The sequence below is a fragment of the Paenibacillus sp. RS8 genome, assembly GCF_041956825.1.
Lineage (GTDB): Bacteria > Bacillota > Bacilli > Paenibacillales > Paenibacillaceae > Paenibacillus_AQ.
Genome location: NZ_CP168131.1, coordinates 6,929,804 through 6,953,364 on the forward strand (window position 1 = coordinate 6,929,804; position 23,561 = coordinate 6,953,364).

At 45.3% G+C, this 23,561-nt stretch carries 19 protein-coding genes; 3 read left to right on the plus strand and 16 right to left on the minus strand.

The annotated features are described in order from the left end of the window. Positions 1 to 19 precede the first annotated feature (19 nt). The 4 genes from lepA to gpr all read right to left on the minus strand — a co-directional run bounded on the left by lepA (position 20) and on the right by gpr (position 5,045). Positions 20 to 1,834, minus strand: coding sequence for a translation elongation factor 4 (gene lepA / locus ACDZ28_RS32420; protein ID WP_375103726.1), 1,815 nt, complete (start codon positions 1,832 to 1,834; stop codon positions 20 to 22). Between the two features lie 134 nt (positions 1,835 to 1,968). After that, entirely contained in the window at positions 1,969 to 2,454 is a 486-nt protein-coding gene (locus tag ACDZ28_RS32425) for a hypothetical protein (RefSeq protein ID WP_042130406.1), read from the minus strand. 65 nt (positions 2,455 to 2,519) lie between these two features. Next, positions 2,520 to 3,887: a stage II sporulation protein P gene (locus ACDZ28_RS32430; protein ID WP_375103727.1), complete on the minus strand. Its 1,368-nt coding sequence runs from the start codon at positions 3,885 to 3,887 to the stop codon at positions 2,520 to 2,522. A gap of 156 nt (positions 3,888 to 4,043) precedes the next feature. Further along, complete coding sequence (gene gpr, locus ACDZ28_RS32435; protein WP_042130410.1) at positions 4,044 to 5,045, minus strand: GPR endopeptidase; 1,002 nt, start codon at positions 5,043 to 5,045, stop codon at positions 4,044 to 4,046. 318 nt (positions 5,046 to 5,363) lie between these two features. Here gpr and rpsT point away from each other — a divergent pair, with 318 nt between their 5' ends. Beyond that, complete coding sequence (gene rpsT / locus ACDZ28_RS32440) at positions 5,364 to 5,636, plus strand: 30S ribosomal protein S20 (protein WP_042130412.1); 273 nt, start codon at positions 5,364 to 5,366, stop codon at positions 5,634 to 5,636. A 201-nt stretch (positions 5,637 to 5,837) separates the two neighbouring features. On the opposite strand, the gene holA is transcribed toward rpsT, so the two are convergent. The 5 genes from holA to ACDZ28_RS32465 all read right to left on the minus strand — a co-directional run bounded on the left by holA (position 5,838) and on the right by ACDZ28_RS32465 (position 10,521). Then, positions 5,838 to 6,857 (minus strand): DNA polymerase III subunit delta, encoded by a 1,020-nt coding sequence (gene holA / locus ACDZ28_RS32445; protein ID WP_042130413.1) that lies wholly within the window; start codon positions 6,855 to 6,857, stop codon positions 5,838 to 5,840. Between the two features lie 381 nt (positions 6,858 to 7,238). After that, positions 7,239 to 8,486: a zf-HC2 domain-containing protein gene (locus ACDZ28_RS32450; protein WP_375103728.1), complete on the minus strand. Its 1,248-nt coding sequence runs from the start codon at positions 8,484 to 8,486 to the stop codon at positions 7,239 to 7,241. After that, positions 8,483 to 9,031: an RNA polymerase sigma factor gene (locus tag ACDZ28_RS32455; protein WP_036677530.1), complete on the minus strand. Its 549-nt coding sequence runs from the start codon at positions 9,029 to 9,031 to the stop codon at positions 8,483 to 8,485. Before ACDZ28_RS32455 ends, ACDZ28_RS32450 begins: the two co-directional genes overlap by 4 nt. Positions 9,032 to 9,406: 375 nt before the next feature. Further along, the gene (locus ACDZ28_RS32460; protein ID WP_139328458.1) at positions 9,407 to 9,643 is read right to left on the minus strand and encodes a hypothetical protein; all 237 of its coding nucleotides are present in this window, start codon (positions 9,641 to 9,643) and stop codon (positions 9,407 to 9,409) included. A gap of 236 nt (positions 9,644 to 9,879) precedes the next feature. Further along, the gene (locus tag ACDZ28_RS32465) at positions 9,880 to 10,521 is read right to left on the minus strand and encodes a bifunctional 2-keto-4-hydroxyglutarate aldolase/2-keto-3-deoxy-6-phosphogluconate aldolase (protein WP_042130419.1); all 642 of its coding nucleotides are present in this window, start codon (positions 10,519 to 10,521) and stop codon (positions 9,880 to 9,882) included. Between the two features lie 345 nt (positions 10,522 to 10,866). Here ACDZ28_RS32465 and ACDZ28_RS32470 point away from each other — a divergent pair, with 345 nt between their 5' ends. Next, entirely contained in the window at positions 10,867 to 11,817 is a 951-nt protein-coding gene (locus ACDZ28_RS32470; protein WP_339287740.1) for a sugar kinase, read from the plus strand. A 401-nt stretch (positions 11,818 to 12,218) separates the two neighbouring features. On the opposite strand, the gene ACDZ28_RS32475 is transcribed toward ACDZ28_RS32470, so the two are convergent. The 6 genes from ACDZ28_RS32475 to ACDZ28_RS32500 all read right to left on the minus strand — a co-directional run bounded on the left by ACDZ28_RS32475 (position 12,219) and on the right by ACDZ28_RS32500 (position 19,982). Beyond that, positions 12,219 to 13,235: a LacI family DNA-binding transcriptional regulator gene (locus ACDZ28_RS32475; protein ID WP_339287741.1), complete on the minus strand. Its 1,017-nt coding sequence runs from the start codon at positions 13,233 to 13,235 to the stop codon at positions 12,219 to 12,221. A gap of 72 nt (positions 13,236 to 13,307) precedes the next feature. Beyond that, entirely contained in the window at positions 13,308 to 14,426 is a 1,119-nt protein-coding gene (locus tag ACDZ28_RS32480; RefSeq protein ID WP_375103729.1) for a hypothetical protein, read from the minus strand. Continuing rightward, positions 14,423 to 14,974 (minus strand): RNA polymerase sigma factor, encoded by a 552-nt coding sequence (locus ACDZ28_RS32485; protein WP_375103730.1) that lies wholly within the window; start codon positions 14,972 to 14,974, stop codon positions 14,423 to 14,425. The genes ACDZ28_RS32480 and ACDZ28_RS32485 overlap by 4 nt, the downstream gene beginning before the upstream one ends. A gap of 903 nt (positions 14,975 to 15,877) precedes the next feature. Then, positions 15,878 to 18,580, minus strand: a complete 2,703-nt coding sequence (locus ACDZ28_RS32490) for a ComEC/Rec2 family competence protein (protein WP_375103731.1) — start codon at positions 18,578 to 18,580, stop codon at positions 15,878 to 15,880. A 111-nt stretch (positions 18,581 to 18,691) separates the two neighbouring features. Continuing rightward, positions 18,692 to 19,210 carry a dCMP deaminase family protein gene (locus tag ACDZ28_RS32495; protein WP_042130426.1) on the minus strand — a complete coding sequence of 173 codons (519 nt, stop codon included), beginning with the start codon at positions 19,208 to 19,210 and terminating at the stop codon, positions 18,692 to 18,694. 115 nt (positions 19,211 to 19,325) lie between these two features. Continuing rightward, positions 19,326 to 19,982 (minus strand): ComEA family DNA-binding protein, encoded by a 657-nt coding sequence (locus ACDZ28_RS32500; RefSeq protein WP_375103732.1) that lies wholly within the window; start codon positions 19,980 to 19,982, stop codon positions 19,326 to 19,328. Between the two features lie 187 nt (positions 19,983 to 20,169). Between ACDZ28_RS32500 and comER the strand changes: the two genes are divergently transcribed. Further along, on the plus strand, positions 20,170 to 21,021 hold the full coding sequence (gene comER / locus ACDZ28_RS32505; protein ID WP_375103733.1) for a late competence protein ComER: 852 nt from the start codon (positions 20,170 to 20,172) through the stop codon (positions 21,019 to 21,021). A 59-nt stretch (positions 21,022 to 21,080) separates the two neighbouring features. Here the strand turns inward: comER and leuS are convergent, their stop codons facing one another. Continuing rightward, positions 21,081 to 23,531: a leucine--tRNA ligase gene (gene leuS / locus ACDZ28_RS32510; RefSeq protein ID WP_375103734.1), complete on the minus strand. Its 2,451-nt coding sequence runs from the start codon at positions 23,529 to 23,531 to the stop codon at positions 21,081 to 21,083. Positions 23,532 to 23,561: the final 30 nt, after the last annotated feature.

The following is a 23,561-nucleotide window of genomic DNA, read 5'->3' on the forward strand; positions in this document are numbered from 1 at the left end:
TCCCGGCTCTACCTAATTTCTACTCGTCAATCTTCAGAACGGCCATAAATGCTTCTTGTGGTACCTCGACACTGCCGACTTGCTTCATGCGTTTCTTACCTTCTTTTTGTTTCTCGAGCAGCTTACGCTTACGCGAAATATCACCGCCGTAACATTTAGCAAGTACGTTTTTGCGCATCGCCTTAACGGTTTCACGCGCAACCACCTTCGTACCCACAGAGGCTTGAATCGGCACTTCGAACATTTGACGAGGGATAATCCCACGCAGTTTCTCACAAATGATACGTCCGCGGTTGTACGCACGATCACGGTGAACGATAAAGGACAAGGCATCAACCTGCTCGTTGTTAAGCAAGATATCCATCTTGACCAGATTCGAACGACGGTATCCTGAAATTTCATAGTCGTAGGATGCGTAACCTTTGGTACCAGATTTCAGCTGATCAAAGAAATCATAAACGATTTCTGACAGAGGAATCTCGTAAGTAATCGTTACACGATTAGTATCTAGATACTCCATATTTACGAACTCGCCACGTTTGTTCTGGCACAGCTCCATTACGGTACCCACAAAGTCGTTAGGCACGATGATCGCTGCTTTAACATACGGCTCTTCAATGTAGTCGATCGTTCCGATCTCCGGATAATGTGACGGGTTGTCGATTTGAATCATTTCGCCATTGGTCAGCATAATTCGGTAGATAACGCTCGGTGCGGTAGTAATTAGCGGCAAATTGAACTCACGTTCAATCCGTTCCTGGATAATTTCCATATGCAAGAGACCAAGGAATCCACAACGGAAGCCAAATCCAAGTGCGCTAGAGCTTTCCGGCTCAAAGCTTAGCGAAGCATCGTTAAGCTGAAGCTTCTCAAGGGCCTCACGAAGATCGTTATAATCGGAGGTTTCAATCGGATACAAACCACAGTATACCATCGGGTTAATCTTACGATAACCTGGAAGCGGCTCAGCAGTAGGATTCTTGGCATCGGTAACCGTATCACCGACACGAGTATCCCCAACATGCTTGATACCAGCTACGATAAACCCAACATCACCGATGTTCAATTCATCAACAATGGTCATACGTGGCATAAATGCACCAACCTCAATAACCTCAAAGGACTTTTCGGTTGCCATCATCTTAATCTTCGAACCTGCGCGGATCTTCCCGTCCATTACGCGCACATAGACGATAACGCCTTTGTAAGGATCATAATGAGAGTCAAAGATCAATGCTTTAAGCGGTTCTTCCGAATTACCGGATGGAGCAGGAACCTGCTTCACCACTTGCTCAAGGATTTCCTTGATACCGATACCGGCTTTGGCAGATGCCATAACCGCTTCACTGGTATCCAGCCCGATAACATCCTCAATTTCCTGCTTTACCCGGTCTGGGTCAGCGTTTGGTAAATCAATTTTGTTGAGGACAGGCAGAATTTCCAGGTTGTTATCCAGCGCTAGATACACATTGGCAAGCGTCTGTGCTTCAATCCCTTGTGCCGCATCTACTACGAGCAACGCGCCTTCACATGCCGCAAGACTGCGGGAAACTTCATAGGTGAAATCGACGTGTCCCGGTGTATCAATCAAATTGAGATAATACTCCACACCATCGTCTGCACGATAGGTTAAACGCACGGCTTGCAGCTTTATTGTGATACCGCGTTCGCGCTCCAGATCCATCTGATCGAGTACCTGTTCCTGCATTTCACGCGTGGTTAGTGCCCCCGTGTATTCCAAAATGCGGTCAGCTAGTGTCGATTTACCATGGTCTATATGTGCAATAATCGAGAAATTGCGAATTTGTTGTTGTCTTTTCTGAACGTCAGTCATTCCTTACCCCCACAGACAGCCTGATATTAATCCACTTATTATAACAGTACAAGCTTACTCCATCAATCCCGCCCTAACGTAAAACAGAAGAAACAGCTATTCACGCATCCGTGAAATAACTGTTTCTCCTGAAATCATTGTGATTCTTCCGCCGAATCGAACAATGAAACTACCCAGCGTATGCCCTTCTGAGAAGCCTGCTGGAGAAGGCCCGCCGTTTTATCTGCTATCACATCGACTGTCGGCTTTTGTTCCTCAGGAATCAGAATCTGTTCCGGAGTTTTCGTACTATACCCGTCTACCACCTGCTGAGGAAGATCTCCATTTGGGGCAGGATTGCTATTCTGAGGCAACGGGGAAACAGGCGTATATGCACCTGTGATAGGGTCGATCACCATCGGAACATACACATAAGTCTGCCCACCTTGTGTAACCCCATTCTTTATAGGTTGTGATTGCATGCCCGTCACTTGGCTGGTTGGCGTAGTCGAAAGATCAGTCCAGCCTGGCAGCAGCTTAGAGACAGTTGCCCCTCCGCTGCCACTAAACTGCATACCTAACAGTATACCGACCCCTGCCCAAATACCGACCATAACCAGTTTTTTACCGAAACGAGACATGTAAGCCACTCCTTTTTAAATACTTGTGTAATAAAGCTGTTTATTCTAAATTAAATGTCTAAAGCTTAAGAAGCTCCGTTCGACTTTTGAGGTGCTGTAGCATTGGTTTGTCCCTTGCTCTCTTGTGTTGTGGGACTTGTCACCTTGTCAGCTGCGTTTACCTTCTCCGAGTCATGACTGCTCCAATACACATCCGCAATAGCATCTGCCAAAATATCAGCCGTACGCTTTAATTCCTCTGCTGTATTATCAATACCGCCCACCTCAATCAAGACACTATTAGGTGAGAGGGTTTGGTTGTACTCCCCGTTGTTTCCTTTACCCGCAGCTTTTCCCCATATTCCGCGAGATATTCCTGGGTAACTCTTTTCAATCGTTTGATGAATCTTGTTCGCAAACTCTTCGTTCTTCTTCCAATCTTTATTCGCATGTCCAATAATAAAATACACCTGAGCGTAACTTTTCCCATCAATCACTGCAGTTGTTTTACCATGTCGCTGCGAGTCGCGGTGAATGTCGATAAGTTCACTCATTTCTTGGTTTGAGCTCATTGCAGATTTAACCAACATTCGAGAGTATTTGTAGGAAAAATTCCAGTTATAGTCGGCAATTTTAGTTAGAAAATCTTCTTTGGCATGAACTGTACCAATCCCGCGTTGTTCCAATCTTTTCGTAATATATGATCCTACCAGCATTACATTTTTAGAAGAAACCGCCGAGCTTGGATTTTCGTTCGTCACTCCTAGTAGAGGGTTATAGGCCTCTCGAGGATGTGAATGATAGATAAGAACCCGTTTGACCGAGGTATCCTTATCTGTCTCGCTTTGAGGATCACTCTTATCCGTGCCTCCCGTAGCTCCTGATGGCTCAGGAGACGGAGTTATCGTCGCTTCAGGTTGCTGTGATGGGGTATCTTCAGGCTTGTCCACTTCGTCTGGAACAGATGGATCATCCGCTTCCCCTCCACCCTCAGCTAATTCATCCGTTCCCGGATGATAATCAACAGGCGCTCCTGTAGAACCACCCGAACCTTTTCGCAATAGAAACGGATCATCCGCTGCCAAACCTGGCACTTCACGAGAGACTAGACTCTTCGGATCACTTGGATTCACACTGGTCAGCAATTGAAATACAAAGGAAGTTACTTTTTCACCTGAAAAAGCGGAAGGCTCTTCCCCCTTCGGTAAATGCGGTACCTCCATCCCCAACAGCTCCATGAAAAATCCACTAGATAGTGAGGCCGCAAGCCCCTTCATAGATGGAATGGGTGAAGAGTTCAACTTCTGTCCGGCCAAACCACCAGCTCCAAGCAGCATAAAAAATACTAGCGAACCTCCGGCCAACAGCAGCATCGTTCTTCCCAGCGATAAAGCATCCAGCACTCTTCCACGTAAGCGGCCGATGTTCCAAAGCTGAAACCATTTTTTATTCATTATATTTATGTCCTCCTCCAGCCCTCTGTAATCTCTTATACTCCAAATCTATGAGCGAACGAGAAATAGTAGAACCGAAAATGAGAGAATAGACATAGAGCCCGTACAGGATACTGTAGATCAGCATCCCGCCGGACTGTGCTAGCTATGATTCAATTAGTGGGTATAAGCACCGACATTCTCAGGATCGACCGCATCATGCAAGGCCGCATTCAAACCACTGGCTACAATATTGGCGATACCTTCAATAAATTCATCGATTTCTTTAGGTGTAACGATCAAATCATGTCCAAGTGGCTCAAGAACTTCCTTCACCAGTGACAATCGCTCCTGCTCGGAAATATCGTCCAACATCCCCATGATTTCTTTAGTGTGACCAGCTCCTTGCCCGAAATGATTCTTCATCATCTCCAGCACATTATTTACAATAGTCGAAGCATAGCAAACTGTAGGAACACCGATGGCAATACAAGGAACACCCAAAATTTCCTGCGTCAATCCGCGTCGTTTATTTCCAATCCCTGAACCCGGATGGATGCCGATATCAGCAATCTGAATTGTCGTATTGATCCGTTCAAGCGAACGGGATGCCAGTGCGTCAATGGCAATGATGAGATCCGGCTTTGTACGATCCACAATCCCCTGTACAACCTCACTTGATTCGATACCGGTCAATCCCAATACCCCGGGAGCAATAGCACTTACCTTGCGATAACCTGGAGAGACCTGATCCGGCACCAGCTCATAAAACTGCCGAGTAATGAGCGCATTCTCCACGACCAGCGGACCCAGTGAATCTGGAGTCACATTCCAGTTACCAAGTCCGACGATCAGCACAGATGCATCCTTACCAATGCCAATCCTAATCAGGAAGTCCTCGAATTCGCGAGCAAAGACTTCAGCAACTTTTTGCTGTAAACCAGTATCTCCACCGCGCAGCGCTGGCACCTCAAGCGTGACATAATTTCCAATCGCGCGGCCTATCGCTTGTGATCCTGCTGCGTTAGCCACACCAAGCCGGGTAACTTTTATCCCATCAGACTCTTCCACTTCTTCGTTCACACCAGGGATTGGCGTCCTTTGTGGCCCTTGGGCCATTTCCTTTGCTTCTAACGCCAAGTCCGTGCGTACCGAATATAGCTGCAGATCCGGTTCCATCGTTATACCAGCCTCCTTAAAGATTTTGTAAGCATACACTTCATTGAGTAACCTTCGACAAAACTTGCTTCGTAAGCGATACTTAGTTTTATAAGCTTTCGCTTCGCCCTTGAGTTACTTTGAACAAAAACTCAAATAGCAAGCTTCTGCCTATGCTCTTTTGTCGATAGTGTGCGAGAGAAAGCCCTTGTTTATGCAGGTTAAAATGGTTTAATTTGAAAGCTTTAAGTATTGCTTTTTACTACCGGTCATGCTAAACTATTTTAAGTTGTGAATCATTTGATAATGATTTCGAATGTCTTACAGGAGGTGAATGCAATGCCAAATATTAAATCCGCGGTTAAACGCGTAAACACGAACGAAAAACGCCGTGCACTGAACGCTTCCCAAAAATCCGCGCTTCGTACAGCTGTGAAAACTGCTGATGTAGCACTGACAGGTACGGAAGTTGAAACTGCTCAAGCTGCTTTCCAAGCTGCTTCCAAAAAGCTGGACAAGGCCGTAACTAAAGGTCTGGTTCATAAAAATGCGGCTGCCCGCAAAAAATCCCGCTTGGCGAAGAAATTGAACGCTCTTAAGGCTCAAGCCTAGGACGACATTCATAATGAGCAATTGAAGAACCTGACCGCTATGTTTCATACGGTTGGGTTTTTTTGTACCAGCAACTCCTTCTGAATCGCATAATCGTGAATAAAAAAAGAGCAAACCCAGCATGATTAGCTGAATTCACTCTTCTTCGCTTGTATTCTATTCTTTCAAGTTCCTTCACAATCTACTACAGTAACCATCGAACTAGGCTGCAAGCCGCAGCATAAACAGCTCCAGACCAAGCACTTTATCTATAGCCCCTGTCTTCATCTTATAATCTAGATCAGCCAGTGCACTTAAGATTTGCCGCAGACGTTCACTTGAGAACTTGTGAGCCTGCTCCCCTGCAAGCTTAACTGCATAGGGATGAAGTCCGATCTGCGAAGCAATCTGACCTTGCGAATAACTATGTGCTGATAAATCCTTCACCTGCAAAATAATTCGGAACTGCCGCGCAATTAACGCAGCAATCTTAATAGGTTCTTCCCGCTGCTTCAACAGCTCATACAGCGTATCAAGCGCCTTATCCAAACGAAGGTTAGCGATATCTTCCACAAGCGTGAACACATTTTGTTCTGTTCCGCGGTGCACTAGACTCTCTACCGCTTCTGCGTCCACGGTTCCGCCCTTCCCAGCGAATAAACAAAGCTTGTCCATTTCCGCAGATAAGCCTTGCAAACCTGTTCCTGCATTGGTTATGAGAATTTCCGCAGTCCCGGGCGCCATCACACAACCTCGTTCACGAATCCCTTTCTCCACCCAGCGCAGCAGTTCTTCTGCTCCGAGCGGGTTAAAGGCTAATACCGTGCCCGCTGATTTAACAGTCTTCACAATTTTCTTACGCTCATCCAGCTTGTCATTATTCACCATAAAGACGATTACACTGAAATCTACAGGATGCTGCAAATAATCACTTAAAATATCTATACGATGCTCAAGTTTGGCATTTTCTTTTCCTGCAGTAAATAACGATGCGTCCCGCACCAGCAATAATTTACGTTCTACCATAAAGGGTACAGTCTCAGCTTCTTCTACCACAGCCTGCACCGGCGTCTCAGAGAGATCAAAGGGAATAACCGCGAAATCACGATCCTCTTTGGCAATCAGCTGGTCTTCCAGCAATGCCGCAAATTCATTCATTCGAAATTTTTCACTGCCGTACAAAAGGTACAGCGGTGAGATTTTCCCTTGTTTGATTTCTTTTATCGCCGTTTTGGCATCCATTCCGCCACTTCCTTTTCCATTCATCTAGCCCAATTTGCCCAGAGTCCTATTGTAGCAAAAAAAACGACAAAAATGCACAAGTATAACCACCTTCGGCATCTTATATGGACGGTAAGCGTTTAATTGAGAAAAATAAGACATAAAGTATAAGTTCCACGCTATACTTTATGTCTTATTTTTCATGCAAAAACGGAGAAACTCTGGCAGCCATGGCCAAAGCTCCTCCGTTTCAGCGGCGCATCTATATAAACGCCGGAGTGAAAAGCCCTAGAAACTTCCCATCCGACGGTCATACCGATGTTCTGCAAATCCAATACTCTCTAGTTCCTGTCCGGTTGCTATAGTATATTCCGAAACTTCGAAAAATGTTCCGGCCTCATATTAATTTGTTGACGAAGCAGCCGGTGTTGCTGATGGCGACGCGGCCGGAGGAGAAGAGGTAATTCCCGCTTTTTGCACAGTGTACACCTTGGTAGTATTAACTCCATCTTTCTCCGTCACATACGTGAACTGCGAGCTATCCGCCGACCATTCTCCGGAAATCCAATTTCCTTCTAATGGATAAGAAGTTACTGCCGTCCTATCTTCCACTGAGCCTTCAGGTGAATTCTTATATATTACAAGCTGCAGTCCAGCGAACTCAACCGCATAATGCCTATCAGGTGAAGTCCAAGTCTGAACATTAGAATCCGTAGAATCCGAAGAAATGTTAAAGCCCATAACTTCTTTTCTATAGTCACTAGCAATATCTAATGCTCCCTCAGTAGGTGGCGCTAAATCAGCTGCGCCCCCCTTATCTATAGAAGCGGGTTGATCCTTCTTATCAGCTTTGGGCTGATTATTACTAGTGTCGCTAACATCCGGGGGTTGAACTTTCGTAACTGCATCCGGCTTCGGCGTCATAATCTTCTCAGTAGGATTAGGCTTCACACCATTAGTTGGTTCCGGTATCAATCGTCCTCCAGATCCAGCATTAGTTTCAGTTGGGGAAGGCGGCATCGACGCAGGATCAACCGGTCCCATTGCTCTATCTAATGGGGCGTTACCCTCATCCACACCAGGCGCAGCCGGTAGAGCCCCGGAATCTGTTCCGCTATTAGCAGGCGCAGCCTCATCTAAACTAGCAGATGTAGAAGCTTGAGCTTGCGATTCAATAGCCATATCAGCAGAATCATTGCTGGCTGTATTAGCATTATATTGTAAGCTTTGTTCTACCTCTGCCCCAGGCATTTTATCCGGCATATTAAAAATAGCGATCCCTAATATTACAGCAGCTGCAATAGCTCCAATGCCTGTCCGTGTTGCTATAGAGGTTCCCTTGGAAGCTTTACCGCGGGAGCTTTCACGTGAAAATGGAACTACAACTGGCTCCTCGGTTCTCACAGCGCTTTGTTCACGACTGCTTCGATCCAATTCTGCAAGCTGAGGTAAAATAGAGTCAACCAGACTAAACGGGGGTTTCACGTCTGGCAATTGCTCCAATTCATTGGAGAGAAGTGTCAGACGCTCAAAGACTTCCGCGCAGGAAGGACAATTATCGATATGACGGAACATTTCAACAATCTCATCTTGGCTCAAATCTTTGTCTAAATAGCGGTGCATCCATTCCATCACCTCCGCGCATTTCATCCCGATACACCACCTTTCTGGTACTCCTGAAGTCTATTCTGCAGCTGCTGTCTGGCCCTAAACAGGTATGATTTCACTGTATTCAAAGGCAAATCCAGGCAGTCTGCAATCTCGTTGTAAGAAAAATCTTGTAAATAGCGTAGGACAATGACTGTCCGATGATGTTCGGGCAATTGATCAATCGCTTCACGTATATCCTCAGCTAAATAAGAGGATAGAACTTCGCGTTCCACATTGTGTTTATCCTGAAACACCATTTCATGTTCATCAATAGAAACTGTAGGTTTAGTTCTTCTGAATTTATCAATGCAAATATTGGTAACGATTCGCTGAACCCACGTTTTGAACTGGGCCTTTTCCTCATATGAACCGATTTTGGTATAAACCCGGATCAAGGCCTCCTGAGATGCATCCAGTGCATCTTGTTCGTTATGCAAAATGTAGAAGGCCGTTTTATATACATGCCCTTCAATTTCTCGCAATAGGGTGATTAGAGCGTCGCGATCGCCCGCTTGAGCGGCTCTGATGAGTCCCTGCTCCACCACGAAGGTTCCCCCTCTCTATGCAATCTTACTGACGCGCAAGACTGCGAATTTGTTGCAACCCTGTAATTAATATTTTTAGAATACCAAACTTTTCTTAGAACGTCATGTTAAGCCATCTTTTATAAAGCGCTAACGCACAATTCGCAGCCAATAATTCCTACTAAGCATACAAGGGAAACTTCAATCATTCAAATACTCTTTTGAATAACTTTATAACAAAAATGACACAAGTATAAACGCCTTCAACATCCCTATAAGGACGGCAGGCGTTTAGGCATGAACTATCTCCCATTCCCAAAAGAAAAGGGCTTATCCTCCTGTCGGAAAAGAAGCCGTCAGCAAACAAGAAATGGCCCTAAAATTAAGCACATAACTCTATTTATATAACACAATCTTGCAGAGTAAGAATACTGCGTAGTTGTCCCTAGTTTCGTCATCCACAACATACGCCTCTCCATTCTCAAAAATATGCGGGTTATTGTAATTTCGCTCTAATCTATAGATCTGGCCTTCCGTCACCTTACAACCATGGAATGCCGATGCAATTTCTACGTATTCAGCATCCTCTTCATCAGCTGCTTGATACAACTTTTTATCATGATAAGCAGGCATATACTCACTCCCGGTCCGATAATAAACCATTCCAATTTGTTGACGTCAGTCAAACATCATAACTCTCCTACTTTATAGTTTATTGCCTTTGTCCTCATTCTATACTTTATGAAAAACATATATTGCAAGAAATTGTGATTAGCAAAAAATAAGCATATAAAAAAGCTGTATAACTGACATCCGTCAGCATACAGCCTTCAATAATCGATACATTTGAATTTATGAGACAAACAAAGTTAAATTCCTTTTACCTCTTTAAACTTCGCCACATACTGAGCCGCTAGATCAGTAATCTGATCATATCGGCCATCCTTCGCTGGTGCAGTCAAATTGCCCCCGATACCTACTGCTATACAGCCGTTGGCAATCCACTTCTCCATATTATTCAGATCCACGCCACCTGTTGGCATAATGTTCACATGCGGCATAGGACCTTTAACCGCTTTCACATAATCCGGACCAAAAGCACTCCCAGGGAATAGCTTAAGCACATCCACACCAAACTTCAACGCTTCCTTCATTTCATTTAATGTCATGCAGCCAGGCATGTATGGAATACCATAAAGGTTACACATCTTAGCTGTCTCTGCTTCAAAAGAGGGACTAACCACAAATTCCGAGCCTGCAAGAATGGCTATTCTGGCCGTTAATGGATCAAGTACAGTACCTGCTCCAATCACTGCGCGATCTCCGTACTCTGCAACCAATCGTTTTATCGCCACATCCGCATCCGGAGTCGTGAAGGTGACTTCAATATTATTCAAACCGCCTTCAATACAGGCAACGGACATTTTAAAAGCTTCCTCAGCACTATCAGCACGAATAACAGCTACAACTCCAACGGACGCCACATTCTGCAATACTTTCATTTTCTTCATCAGTAGACTCCCTTTCTCTTGGTACGATCGTAGATGAATATGAAATACTAATTTAGATAAACTTTTTTATTAAATTTACTAATTATTTCGACATAATCTATAAGGAGATAGTAATAATAATACGGGTAACAGTCAATACATTTTTATATAGATCATGATATATTTTCATCAAATTCACCAATTAACCCTTATAAAATAAGGACTTAAACCTAATTATTTTACTTTTATTAAAAATATGTTTTTGATCAATATTCATTCTTTTATTGTACAAAACCGATTTATGTGATAATTTCAAGTTACACATCATTATACTGGGATAAATTCATTACCCTAGGAGGAACTCAAATGAGTAAACAGCTGGATGCCGTCACTTTCGGGGAGCCGATGGCGATGTTTTATGCGAATGAAACAGGCCCCCTGCATGAAGTCTTTTCATTCTCCAAAGCGTTGGCAGGTGCTGAGAGCAATGTAGCTACGGGCTTATCACGCTTAAATCATCCTACAGGTTATGTTACGAAGCTTGGTGAAGATAACTTTGGTCATTTTATTGCTCAAGCTATGAAGAAAGAGAACATTGATACCGACAACATTACTTTTACTAAAGAAAATTCTACGGGTATGTTAATCAAATCAAAGGTCGTTACCGGCGATCCTAAAGTCGAATACTTCCGCAAAAATTCCGCGGCCTCCAAGCTTAGTCTGGTTGATTTTGACGAGGCATACTTTAATGCTGCAGGACATTTACACGTGACAAGCATCTCCGCCGCCTTATCCAAGAGCTGCCATGAATTCGCTGTTCACGCTATGGAATTTATGAAAAGACAAGGCAAGACTGTCTCCCTAGATCCAAACCTGCGCCCTAGCTTATGGCCGGATACGGAAACGATGGTAAACACGATCAATGATCTGGCTACACGCTGTGATTGGTTCCTTCCGGGACTCGGAGAAGGCAAGATTCTTACAGGCCTAAGCACGCCGGAAGAGATTGCAGACTATTATCTGGCGCGTGGGGTCAGCTTAGTCGTCATTAAGCTCGGACCTGAAGGCGCTTTCTATAAATCCGCTGAAGGAGAAGGCTACGTAGATGGATTTAAGGTAGAAGAGGTCGTTGATACCGTTGGTGCAGGTGATGGATTTGCAGTTGGCGTAATCAGTGCAATGCTGGAAAAGTTTCCGATTGCCGAGGCCGTCAAACGTGGCAATGCGATCGGCGCGTTAGCCGTCATGTCGCCTGGCGATATGGATGGGCTTCCGACTCGTGAAGAGCTTGCGAAGTTTATGCAGCAGGAGGATTAAGCACATAGATTTGAGTCAGCTTTCGCAACATAATCTCAGTAAACTTCTGTAATTCTCATAAATAGCTGAATGCAACCAAATCTACACAACATAGCTGTACTCTATACAACTATATCGAGTCAAAATCGTTTCTTCTCGGCTTTAATTGCACTTTATACATTTAACAACCAGGTGAACATCGCTGTCAGCAATTTCCCGCAGAAATAACTGCACAAAATACTATTAAACTCTTAATCCAGGAAGCACAAACTAAAATAGTTGCAGAAAGTACAATTAACCACAAGATGAAACAACAACGTTGCAGCCTTATAGTCTAGCAGCTTGGGAGTTTTATTATTAAAAAAAGCCGTCTCACAGTTGATCTGTGGAACGGCATTTTTGGGTGCTTCTATAGCTTGTAGTCAGTTATATGACTTCACAGATTGCCCTTGTTGTAAGGACGGCGGGAATCGATAGGTGATTGGAACGGAAGCGCCCTTGTCCTCAATACAAGAGAGTATAATTTTAGCGGCTTGCATACCCATTTCGTATGCAGGCTGACGAATCGTTGTAATGACCGGATTATAAATTTGCGCGAACTCCGCATCATCTATCCCGATGACAGACAATTGTTCTGGAATAGCGATGGCATTTCGATTCGCATATTTCAAAATCTCTGCTAGCGTGATATCGTTCGTAGCCAATAGCGCTGTCGGAGGGTCCGGCAATGCTAAAAGGCGCTTCAGTCCTGTAGCTAATTCTTCTTTTGGCACACTACAGATATACTCCTCACGCAGAGGTATGCCGGCTTCTTCCATCGCTTTTTTATAACCACTGATCCGCTCTTTACGAGGGGTAATGGCATGTTCACCTAATGGAAGGGAGACTAGAGCAATTCGCTCATGCCCTTGTTGTGTCAGCTGTCCCACACCTATCTTGGCCGCCATTTCATTGTCGAGCAGCAAACTCTGCGTGGTGATTCCATCTACCAGACGATCCATAAACACTAACGGAAAATCCGCCTCGATCAATCTGCTGTATGCAGATGGATTGTTCCCCGTCGGAAAAATAATCAAACCGTCCACCTGGCGGGCGATTAAAGTTTCTACGTACTTGCTTTCTTTTTCCGCATTCTCATCGGCATTGCATATGATTACTTGGATCCCGTGTTGTTGCAGCTCATTTTCAATCGCCCGAATACACTGGATAGACAGCGAATAATCGATATTAGCAACAATGATTCCGACCATATGCGTCCGATTCTGCTTCAGACTGCGTGCAAGTCCATTCGGTTGATAATTAAGCTCCTCGATCACAGCCTCGATCCGATTCTTCGTCGCTTCACTCATATATTTAAAACGTTTATTCAAAAATTGAGAGACCGTACTCTTCGACACTCCCGCTTTTTGAGCCACATCATCAATCGTCAACTTCTTCATCTCTTCGGCTCCACTCTTCTCAAAAGAAAATACTTTATCAAAAAGTATAGCTTTTATTTAGTGAATTATCTACTAGGGAGTCTGACTCATAAATTCCTGATACAGCTCATTTCGTTGCTCTTCTGATAAAAAGGCCCAATCTTCATCTATCCATCCTAGCCCACCTTTCACAATAATATCCGCTTTGCGTAGTACCCCATCCACTTCATAATCCATGGTTAATGTTTCTCCCTTTATCTCTTTAAACCCTTTGGTTGTTGCAGTTGATCGAATGCTTAAGGTCTCTAGATCATAAAGCACTGTTTTGTCTTGGTATGTCTTATCTACCGGGTATTCTAGGTAACTTATTACGAGATATTCATTCTCCTTATCCACAGCGAATAAATACTTGTAGCTTAACAGTGTTTCATCAAAGTTCGTAAGCTCCATCGGTACCACAGTTTCCCCTGCCGCTGCTTTTTTAACATTTAGCGTAGAAATTCTACCATTCTCCGGTTTGTCTGAACCTAAAGTTCGCGTGGAGGAACTCAGCAGGATATAATCTCCCGCTCCATAGAATCCATTCATATATTGATAAGTACTTGCACTTCCAGCATAAAGAGGAAATGTATAAATCCTAGTAGCCGAAGAAGCCGATAGCTCCGTCTGGTCCTTCGAGCTCAGGTAAAGGGTGAACGGTTCTGTAGGATGTGTATACTTTGGCTTCTTGTAGTCAACCATCGGGGGTGGCGGCGACCAGAGAATTCCCGCTGTTGTCTCAACGGCATATGCTTTAGTCTTATCTCTGCTCATTGGCAAAGGCATATAATATTTCTTACCGCTAATCTCAAACTCTGCTGGACTTGTCGGAGGCTCTAACGCTTTGTCATTAGTAGCAGGAGTAGAAGAAGGTAGTATCCCTGCAGCTTGTGACTGCACCGATGAAGATTGGACTGGACCATGACTCTTCCATGCGCCTATAGGCAAGTTAAGTGCACCTATCAACAAAATCATAGCCACACTGGTCAGTAGCACACTTTTGTTAATCCGATAACGTCCATGGCTTTTATTTTTTAGCACAGCAGCCTGCTCAATCCGCATCATCAGCTCAGGTGTAAAGCCATCCTCAATAAAAGGTCTTTTGCCTGCTTGCGCATACCAATCATTCTGTCCGACCATCACTGAGTTACTGTCATCAGCTTTTCCTTTCATTCTCTCTCCTCCTTCTGGATGGCTTGCTTAACCTTCTCCCTCGCTCGCGCGAGACGAGATTTCACAGTCCCCTGTGGTACATTCAGTAAATCGGACATTTCACCGATCGATAGTCCATGCTGAATATCCAGTACAAGTACCTCTCTGTTCTTATCTGGTAGGGTCATAATAATTTCCCAGATTCGATTCGCATACTGTTTGCCGAGCGCTTCTTTTTCTGCAGACGGAGCATTTACAGTAACAGGTTGATCTCCAAATGGTATGAATCTGCGCCAAAAGCTATTTTTGCTCCAACTAAAGGCTGTATTTCTAGTAATCGTGAGTAGCCAAGTCTTCATCGACGATTGTCCCCGGTACTTCCCCACATTTTTATATGCCTTCAAAAACACTTCTTGGCTAATATCATTTGCTTGCTCACGGCTTCTAGTTAAGAAAAAAGCATAATTCCACACATCCGATCCATACTCCTCCATCATTTCCCGCAAGGTCATTTCGGACGCATACGCTTCTGTATATGGCATATCTTCGCTTAGCATGTTTCGTCTCACCCCTTGCCTAATATGACTTTTCAAACTTGAAAAAGTTCCCTATAAAATAAATAATTAGGTTTTATATTACTTAACAGCATAATCTCTACATCTGTCTATTAAAAAGCACCACCGATGTGCGCGTGAACGTCCATCGGTGGTGCTCGCGTGAGGTTTAAAGTACTGGCATAATGACCAATCCATCTGCTATGTCTCGGATACATCCGTAAATAGCTTTCTATTGTATTTCGTGCAATAGAAGTAGATTTCTCCACTGTAAAAAGAGTTTCTGTTGCACTTCATACAACAGATGCTGCTAAATTTCAGAGAAATAGGCGTTTTTCCTCATTTTGAGTGTACGAAGTGCAATAGAATGAAGATTCAGCTACTTCGACGTGCGTTCTATTGCATAAAGTGCAATGAGAGGCGCTTGGTTCGAATCATTCTATTGGACTTTCTTCGATGAGAGAAGCTTTATGTGTTCTCTTGTAGCATGTTCGATGAGAGGTGACTAGTATGTTGTTTTGTACTTGGGCAATAAGAGGAACTTGGGGCGTTCTGTTGCGTTCTGTTGCGTTCTGTTGCAGTTTGTGCAATCTCGTGCAATGTATTGAGTTTATGAGTTTTATGTGTGCTGTTGCAGTTATGTAACGGGAGGAGCTAGGCACCCCCACCTCCCCTTCAATACTCTGTCAATCCAATACTTCAATCCTTCTTCCATCCCACTCTCCTTCCTATTTCCCTATTTCCCTATTTACCTATTTCCCTATTTCCCTATTTCCCTATTTACCTACTCCCCAATCTGCTCCTCTTACTTTCACACCTTTACCTACATCCCAATCTTCTCCCTTTACTTTCACACCTTCCCCTACTTTTTCCTATCTCTACCTACCTACCTTCCTTATATCTTATCTCTACTTATCTTTATTTATCTATTCTCCCCCCTTCCTCCCCCAACTTATATCGCACAGCAATCCCCTCCGCCCGCACCCGCATCTGTATCTCCCCCTGCTGATCCGTCCGGAATATAGCTGCATGATGATCTTCCAACCGCTCCAATACCTCAGCTTTCGGGTGACCATACAAATTATTAACACCCGCAGAAATTACCGCTGCTTCAGGATTCCAGAACTCCAGCCAAGCTTCACCGGTGGATGTTTTACTCCCGTGATGAGCTACCTTTAGCACATCAATGACAGGTCCAGTGCTGATGCCCTTTTGCCGGGCTAGCTCTACAATCTCCTCCTCAGCTTCCAGATCCATATCACCGGTGAAGAGAAAGTTCCTTCCATTCATCTCTAAGCGAAAAGCCACTGAATCGTGATTCTGCTCTTCCAGTAGTGGGACTTCATTCAACGGCGGAGTACCCGACATCTCTCCACTCCTTCCCTCCGGCCATAAAAAAGACAGCTCTGTCGCATCATCCGGGGTAAGAGTCATTCCTTGATGCACAGCATACAGCTGAACCTTCCGCTCCAGCGCAGTCCTCATCAATTCCATATAAGACTCGCGATCCGTAATCGTCCCATTAAAAAGCAACGCCGAGACCGGAATATCTTCCACAACAGCTTGGAGTCCCCCGGCATGATCCTGATCTCCATGTGTCAAAATAATCGCATCTAAACGGTGGATGCCGCGTTTTTTAAGCAAGGGCACCAGTACTTTAGCTCCTACCTCGAACGGACTTCGGCGAACGCGCCACTCTTCTTTTTGACCAAAGTTTAAAGTTCCTCCACCGTCCACTAAAATATGGGCTCCGCTCGGTGTAGTTATGAGTATACTGTCGCCTTGTCCGATATCCAGATAACTAATCGTACCTTTCCCTGCCTGACTCTCCGACTGATAACCTTTGTACAGCAAGATCCCCAGTCCAAGTACCGACACCAGAACAATCACTCCGCTCCAATGTACGAGCAAAGGCGCTTCAATATTAAGATACTGCGAATTGCCCATTCCCCCATGTCCACTACGACCACCATAACCACTGCGCCCACGGCTGTTCATACCAACCTCCGCTAATGGCCTCGTCTCGTCCTCCATATACTGCGGTGCAGCACGAGCTTCCTTTCTTAGCTTGGCAACATACAACAGACTATACAACAAAACATAGTACACCCCGATCCACAGTAATGATGGCGAGCTCCAAATCAGAACTCCACCAGCGAATCCATTGATCCACTCCACAGCGTAAAAAGTAGCGTTATTAAAAAACTCAGTTATATGTGCCAACATCCCCGCAGCATCTTCCCACAACCGTCCAAGCAATAGCGCAAGCGTCCCTAGTGGCAAAACTACAAAAGTAATAAAAGGTACAAAGACCAAATTGGCGGCAAAGGACAACAGCGAAAACTGATTAAAGTAATAAATCGTGAGCGGAAACGAGACCAGCTGGGCTACAAGAGTCACAGAGACGGCACCTTTAAGCCAGCGTGGCAGTGAACTCAGAAGAGGATTCATAAGCGGAACGTAGACCATCAAGCCTAAGGTTACTAGAAAAGACAGCTGAAAGCTTACACTGAGCAGCATATAAGGATTCCAGATCAACATAACTAATGCCGATGCCGCCAAAATATTCAGACCATCCTTCAGCATCCCAACCCGTGCAGCAAGCAAGGCAATCATACTCATCAACCCCGCTCGCACAATGGACGGACCCGCACCTGACAAGAGGACATAAACAGGAACGAGTATAAAAGTTAGCGTTAGCGCGGTCTCTTTTGTCAGGCGTAAGCGCCTGAACAGAAATAAAAGAACACCTACATACACAGCCACATGCATACCTGAAATGGCGAGAATATGTGTCAACCCGAGCTGAGAAAACTGCTTAAAGGTATCCGGATCGAGATCATCCTGCATACCAATGATTAAACCCTTCATATATCCAGAGTGACGCTGCCCAAAAAGTTGATCCAGTTCTGCCCCAAGGACCGTCCGCGCACTATCATTTAAGCGAAAAATCGTTAACGGACTCCATGAATCTGGAACGGTTACCCTCACATTTTCCACTCCCTGACCCTTCAAAAGCCAGTGAATCTTCTTCGTATGTAAATAGGCACGATAATCGAAGCCTCCAAAATTACGCGCTTCTGCCGGCTCTTCCAGCACACCATTAAGCAGCACTTCATCCCCTCTCCGCCATTCCGCAGCGACAGTAATTTCTTGCTCGGTCAGAAGTTTGATCTGCACTGCGATTAACTCCCCCTGTACTCTTTTCTCCTGTTCATCCGCAGGATCAGATGCTTTCTCTTCATCCTCTGCAAGTAGATCCATATGTGAGAGCTTCATCGTAAAATCAACCCGATCCCCGTCCCGTTCCACGACAGAAACGATCGTACCTCTAGCTTCCACAGGACTCCCACTCAGCTCTGCAGTCGACCTATCCAGTAATTCAGGAATTCCGCTAATGTTGCGAGCTTCGTTCCACTCCCAATATCCAGCACCTAATGAAATGGACAAACACAACACGGCTATGTATTTCCAGCTCATTGTTTCCCACATCATCAGGCTCACCAGTAAAAATATTAATCCAGCCCACGAGAGCAGTAGTCCGCTCCCTGTGCATAAGCAAGCCGCTGCGCTTCCAGCCACCCAGCACACTGTAAAGCCTAATAAGGGTCTTTCCTTCATGTCCCTATCCCTCCTTTCTCAAGCAAAAAAAAGAACCTCTGCATACGCCATAAAAGCGCACGAGAGGTTCTTCCTCAAGTCATCTTATTGAATTAATGTTGGACATTACAGCTACTCCGACACTTTGATCATCGTTTCACTAGGCGGTTCATAATTCTCCAATTGGCGGAAGACGATACCCTTGGTAGCCATCATTGCTTCAACCTTTTCCATATCCTTACGATAAGGACGATAATACACGATTTCCACTATACCACTGTTCGCCAGCATATTAGCGCATGTCCAGCAAGGCTCATCTGTCACATAGACGGTACTGCCTTCCCGATCGATCCTGTCTGTAAATAGCAAAAGATTCTGTTCTGCATGAATCGTGCGAATACAACGCTGTTTCTTCACCATAGTCTCTACGCCATCCACGATCTCCATCTCATATTGTTCCGAGAGCATACAGCCTGCCTCCGAGCAATCTGGTACGCCCATTGGCGCCCCGTTATAAGCGGTACCAAGCAGCTTTTTTCCTTGTACCAGCACAGCACCTACATGTCTACGATTGCAGCGTGAACGAGTTGAAACCATGCAAGCAATGTCCATGAAATAAGTATCCCAGTCTTTACGATAGGTAGCAGTCATAATCAATCTCCATATCCTTCTAAATAGTTGTTAACTATTGTAACACATCCCCACAAGTTTTCACTAGGACAACGGTTTTAGTACATTCAACAGCAATTTCAATACCATCTTATCTTCAAAAAACTACTAACGGCTTTAACTTTTCCAGCATTTTGGGTCCGATGCCCTTGACCTTCCCCAAATCAGACAGATTACGAAAAGCCCCTTCACGGTTGCGGTAATCGATCATAGCCTGAGCCTTCTTCTCTCCGATGCCCGGGAGATCCATCAGCTCCCTAGCTCCTGCAGTATTCACATTTACTTTACCTTCCTGAGAAGCACCTGGCGTGGGTACATCCAGCGCTCCCGCTGACGCAGCTGCGTTACCCCCTGCTGGTGTTTGGTCTCCTCCCCCTGTTTGCGTTTGGCCCCCAGACTCCATCCCATCCCCCGCGGCATTCTGCCCAGCAGTTGTCGTCCCCTTTTCTTCTGCTGGAGTTGAGGCAGCGTGATCTGCTTGTTCACCATCCTTAACCTTGTCAGCGACATCAGACCTATCACTAGCTTCAGCCTTCCCAGCATTTTGCTTTTGGTTCTTCGTCTCCTGGGTTCCCTCTTTGCCCACTATCGCCGAAGCTTCATCAGGGTCAGCGATTCCAATCGTTTGTTCCATACTCGCATTCAAGGTTTCCCATCCGGCAATGCCGGAATTTCCCTTACTCCCACCAACCCATAGCAATCCACTGCCCAAAAGAGCTACAGCCACTCCGAGCACTATTCTTCCTTTGTTCAAAATGCGCTCCTCCTCACGGAAAATCGTCCTATACTTTTTTCTGAATCTTCATACATTCCTTTAATTGGAATTCCCTTTAATAATTCATACAAAACCTGTCATTTGTCCAAGGCTATCTTGCATACATATAACGAAGAGAATTCATGTCAGTTAGTTAAAAAGCAACGCTAGAAAGGAGGAACCACAGGTGAAAGTAGGATTTATCGGAACAGGCAGCATGGGCAGCCTGCTGATCGACGCCTTTCTTTCTTCCGGAGCGCTAGAACCGTGTGATGTGCTTGCCAGCAACCGCAGCCTGAACAAGCTGCTGGAGCTTGAGAAGCGTCACCCCGGCATTTCCATTTGCGGAAGCAATAGGGAGACAGCGTTAGGAAGTGATATCGTTTTTTTATGCGTAAAGCCACTTGAATTTAAAACATTAACAGATGAGATCGGCTCATGTCTCCGGAGTGAGCAAATCGTCGTATCCATTACAAGTCCAGTTCAATTGCATCATCTGGAATCCGCTTTGCCGTCCAAAATTGCCAAGATCATCCCAAGCATTACGCACTGCGTCAAGAGCGGGACTTCATTGTGCATATTTGGCAGCAGGCTTAATAAAGAAGACAGGCTTGTACTGCTACAGCTATTGTCTTTCATAGGTGTTCCCTTAGAAATCCAAGAAGCACATACCCGAATCGCTTCTGATTTCTCCAGCTGTGGGCCTGCGTTCTTAAGCTATTTCATTGAGCGCTGGATTGAAGCAGCCGTTGAGGCCACCGGAATTGAAGAGACATTAATCAGCCGACTTGCTGGTGAAATGCTGCTTGGAACAGGCAAATTGCTGACAGAAGGAGAGTTCACCCCTCAAGAGCTTCAAGACCGGGTTGCAGTTCGCGGCGGCATTACCGCTGAAGCACTAAATCACTTGCGTACCAGTCTAGAAGGTGTATTTGAACGCCTCATCACGACTACACATGATAAATATGATGAGGATGTCATTAAGCTTGATGAACTATTCGGACATGAAACTATTAATAAAGGTCCTAAAGAGCGTTAGAACAACAAAGCCCGCAGCACGGATTTCTCCGATGCTGCGGGCAAAATTGCGTTCTTCGCTTAACCCACTACAATATTCACAAGCTTGCCAGGAACCGCAATTATCTTGCGTACGGTTTTACCTTCTACAGCAGCACTCACATTCGGGAGTGACAGTGCATGAGCTTGCATTTCTTCCTGACCCATATCCAGCGGGATCAGTGCGCGTTGTACGATTTTACCATTCACCTGAATAACGATTTCAACCTCAGCATCGACTGTCCATGCTTCATCATAAGTTGGCCAAGTTACGTAGCTGATACTTCCTTCATGTCCAAGCAGTTGCCACAGTTCTTCAGCAATATGCGGCGCCAGTGGTGACAACATTTGCACAAAGTGTTCAGCAGCTTCATGGGACAAGGTTTCTTGCTTGTAGGCATCGTTAATGAAAATCATCAACTGGCTAATCGCCGTATTGAAACGCAGATGCTCGAAATCCTCAGTGACTTTCTTAATCGTTTTGTGCCAAGTACGTTTGAACTCTTCCGTACCGCCATCTGCTGTGATTTTGGAATTGAGCTTCCCTTCCTCATTCACGAACAGGCGCCATACACGGGATAAGAACCGGTGAACCCCTTCCACACCTTTTTCATTCCAAGGCTTGGTTGCTTCCAGAGGGCCCATAAACATTTCATAGACACGCAGTGTATCTGCACCGAAAGCTTCAACAATCTCATCAGGGTTGATGACATTTCCGCGTGATTTACTCATTTTTTCATTGTTATTTCCGAGAATCATGCCTTGGTTAACCAGCTTATGGAAAGGCTCTTTCGTTTCCACTACGCCGATATCATAAAGCACCTTGTGCCAGAAACGTGCATAGAGCAAGTGAAGTACGGCATGCTCCGCTCCGCCAATGTACAGATCCACCGGAAGCCATGCTTTTTGCTTCTCAGGGGAGCACAGCTCTTGATCGTTTTTCGGATCAATATAACGCAGGTAGTACCAGCAGCTGCCCGCCCATTGCGGCATGGTGTTGGTCTCGCGGCGAGCCTTCATACCTGTCTCTGGATCGATTGTTTCTACCCACTCAGTTACATTTGCAAGTGGAGACTCCCCAGTACCTGAAGGCTTGATTGCATCTACATCCGGCAGTACCAGCGGCAGTTGATCAACTGGAACAGTCTTCATTGTTCCATCTTCCAGATGCAGAATTGGAATCGGCTCTCCCCAGTAGCGTTGACGACTGAACAACCAATCACGCAGACGGTAGGTTACTTTACCTTTACCTACACCCTTCTCTTCCAGCCAAGCAATCATCTTCGCAATCGCTTCTTCATTCTTAAGTCCGTTCAAGAATTCAGAATTGACATGCGGTCCATCTCCGGAATAAGCCTCTTCTTCAATATTACCGCCTTGCACGACTTCCACGATATTCAGACCAAATTGTTTAGCAAACTCCCAGTCACGTGTATCATGACCTGGAACCGCCATGATTGCTCCTGTTCCGTATCCGGCAAGTACATAATCTGCAATCCAAATCGGCGCCTTAGCGCCATTCACAGGATTGATTGCATACGCTCCCGTGAATACACCGCTCTTCTCTTTAGCCAAATCTGTACGTTCCAGATCGCTCTTATGAGAAGCTTTCACACGATATTCTGCAATCGCTGCACGTTGTGCTTCTGTTGTAATGGCATCAACCAGTTCATGCTCTGGTGCCAAAACGCAGTAGCTTGCTCCGAACAATGTATCTGGACGTGTTGTAAACACAGTCAGGCTAGCATCGTGACCTTCAATTTCAAAGTTCACTTCTGCGCCTGTGGATTTACCGATCCAGTTGCGCTGCATATCCTTGATGCTTTCAGACCAATCCAGCTCTTCCAGATCTTCCAGCAGACGCTCAGCGTATTCAGTAATTCTCAGAATCCATTGACGCATCGGTTTGCGGACAACCGGATGTCCTCCGCGCTCACTTTTCCCATCAATAACTTCTTCGTTGGCAAGTACTGTACCCAGTGCTTCACACCAGTTAACAGGTACTTCTGCTACATAAGCCAAGCCTTTGTTGTACAACTGGATGAAAATCCACTGCGTCCATTTATAGTAGTCTGGATCTGTAGTACTGATCTCGCGATCCCAGTCGTAGGAGAATCCCAGCGATTTGATCTGACGACGGAAATTATCGATGTTCTTATCCGTAAAGTCACGCGGATGCTGACCCGTATCCATCGCATACTGCTCTGCCGGAAGTCCAAAAGCATCCCAGCCCATAGGGTGCAGCACGTTATAACCACGCATCCGTTTGTAGCGGGATACGATATCCGTTGCTGTGTACCCTTCTGGATGACCTACGTGCAGTCCTGCACCTGAAGGGTACGGGAACATATCCAGTGCATAGAAATTCGGTTTAGACGGATCTTCACCTGTCTTGAAACTTTTGTTCTCATCCCAGAACTTTTGCCACTTGGGTTCAATAGCCTGCGCCCGGTAACCGCCGGCAGGTACACTGTTTGTTTGATTGTCGCTCATTGTCTGCTCCTCCTTGGAGTATTACTATAA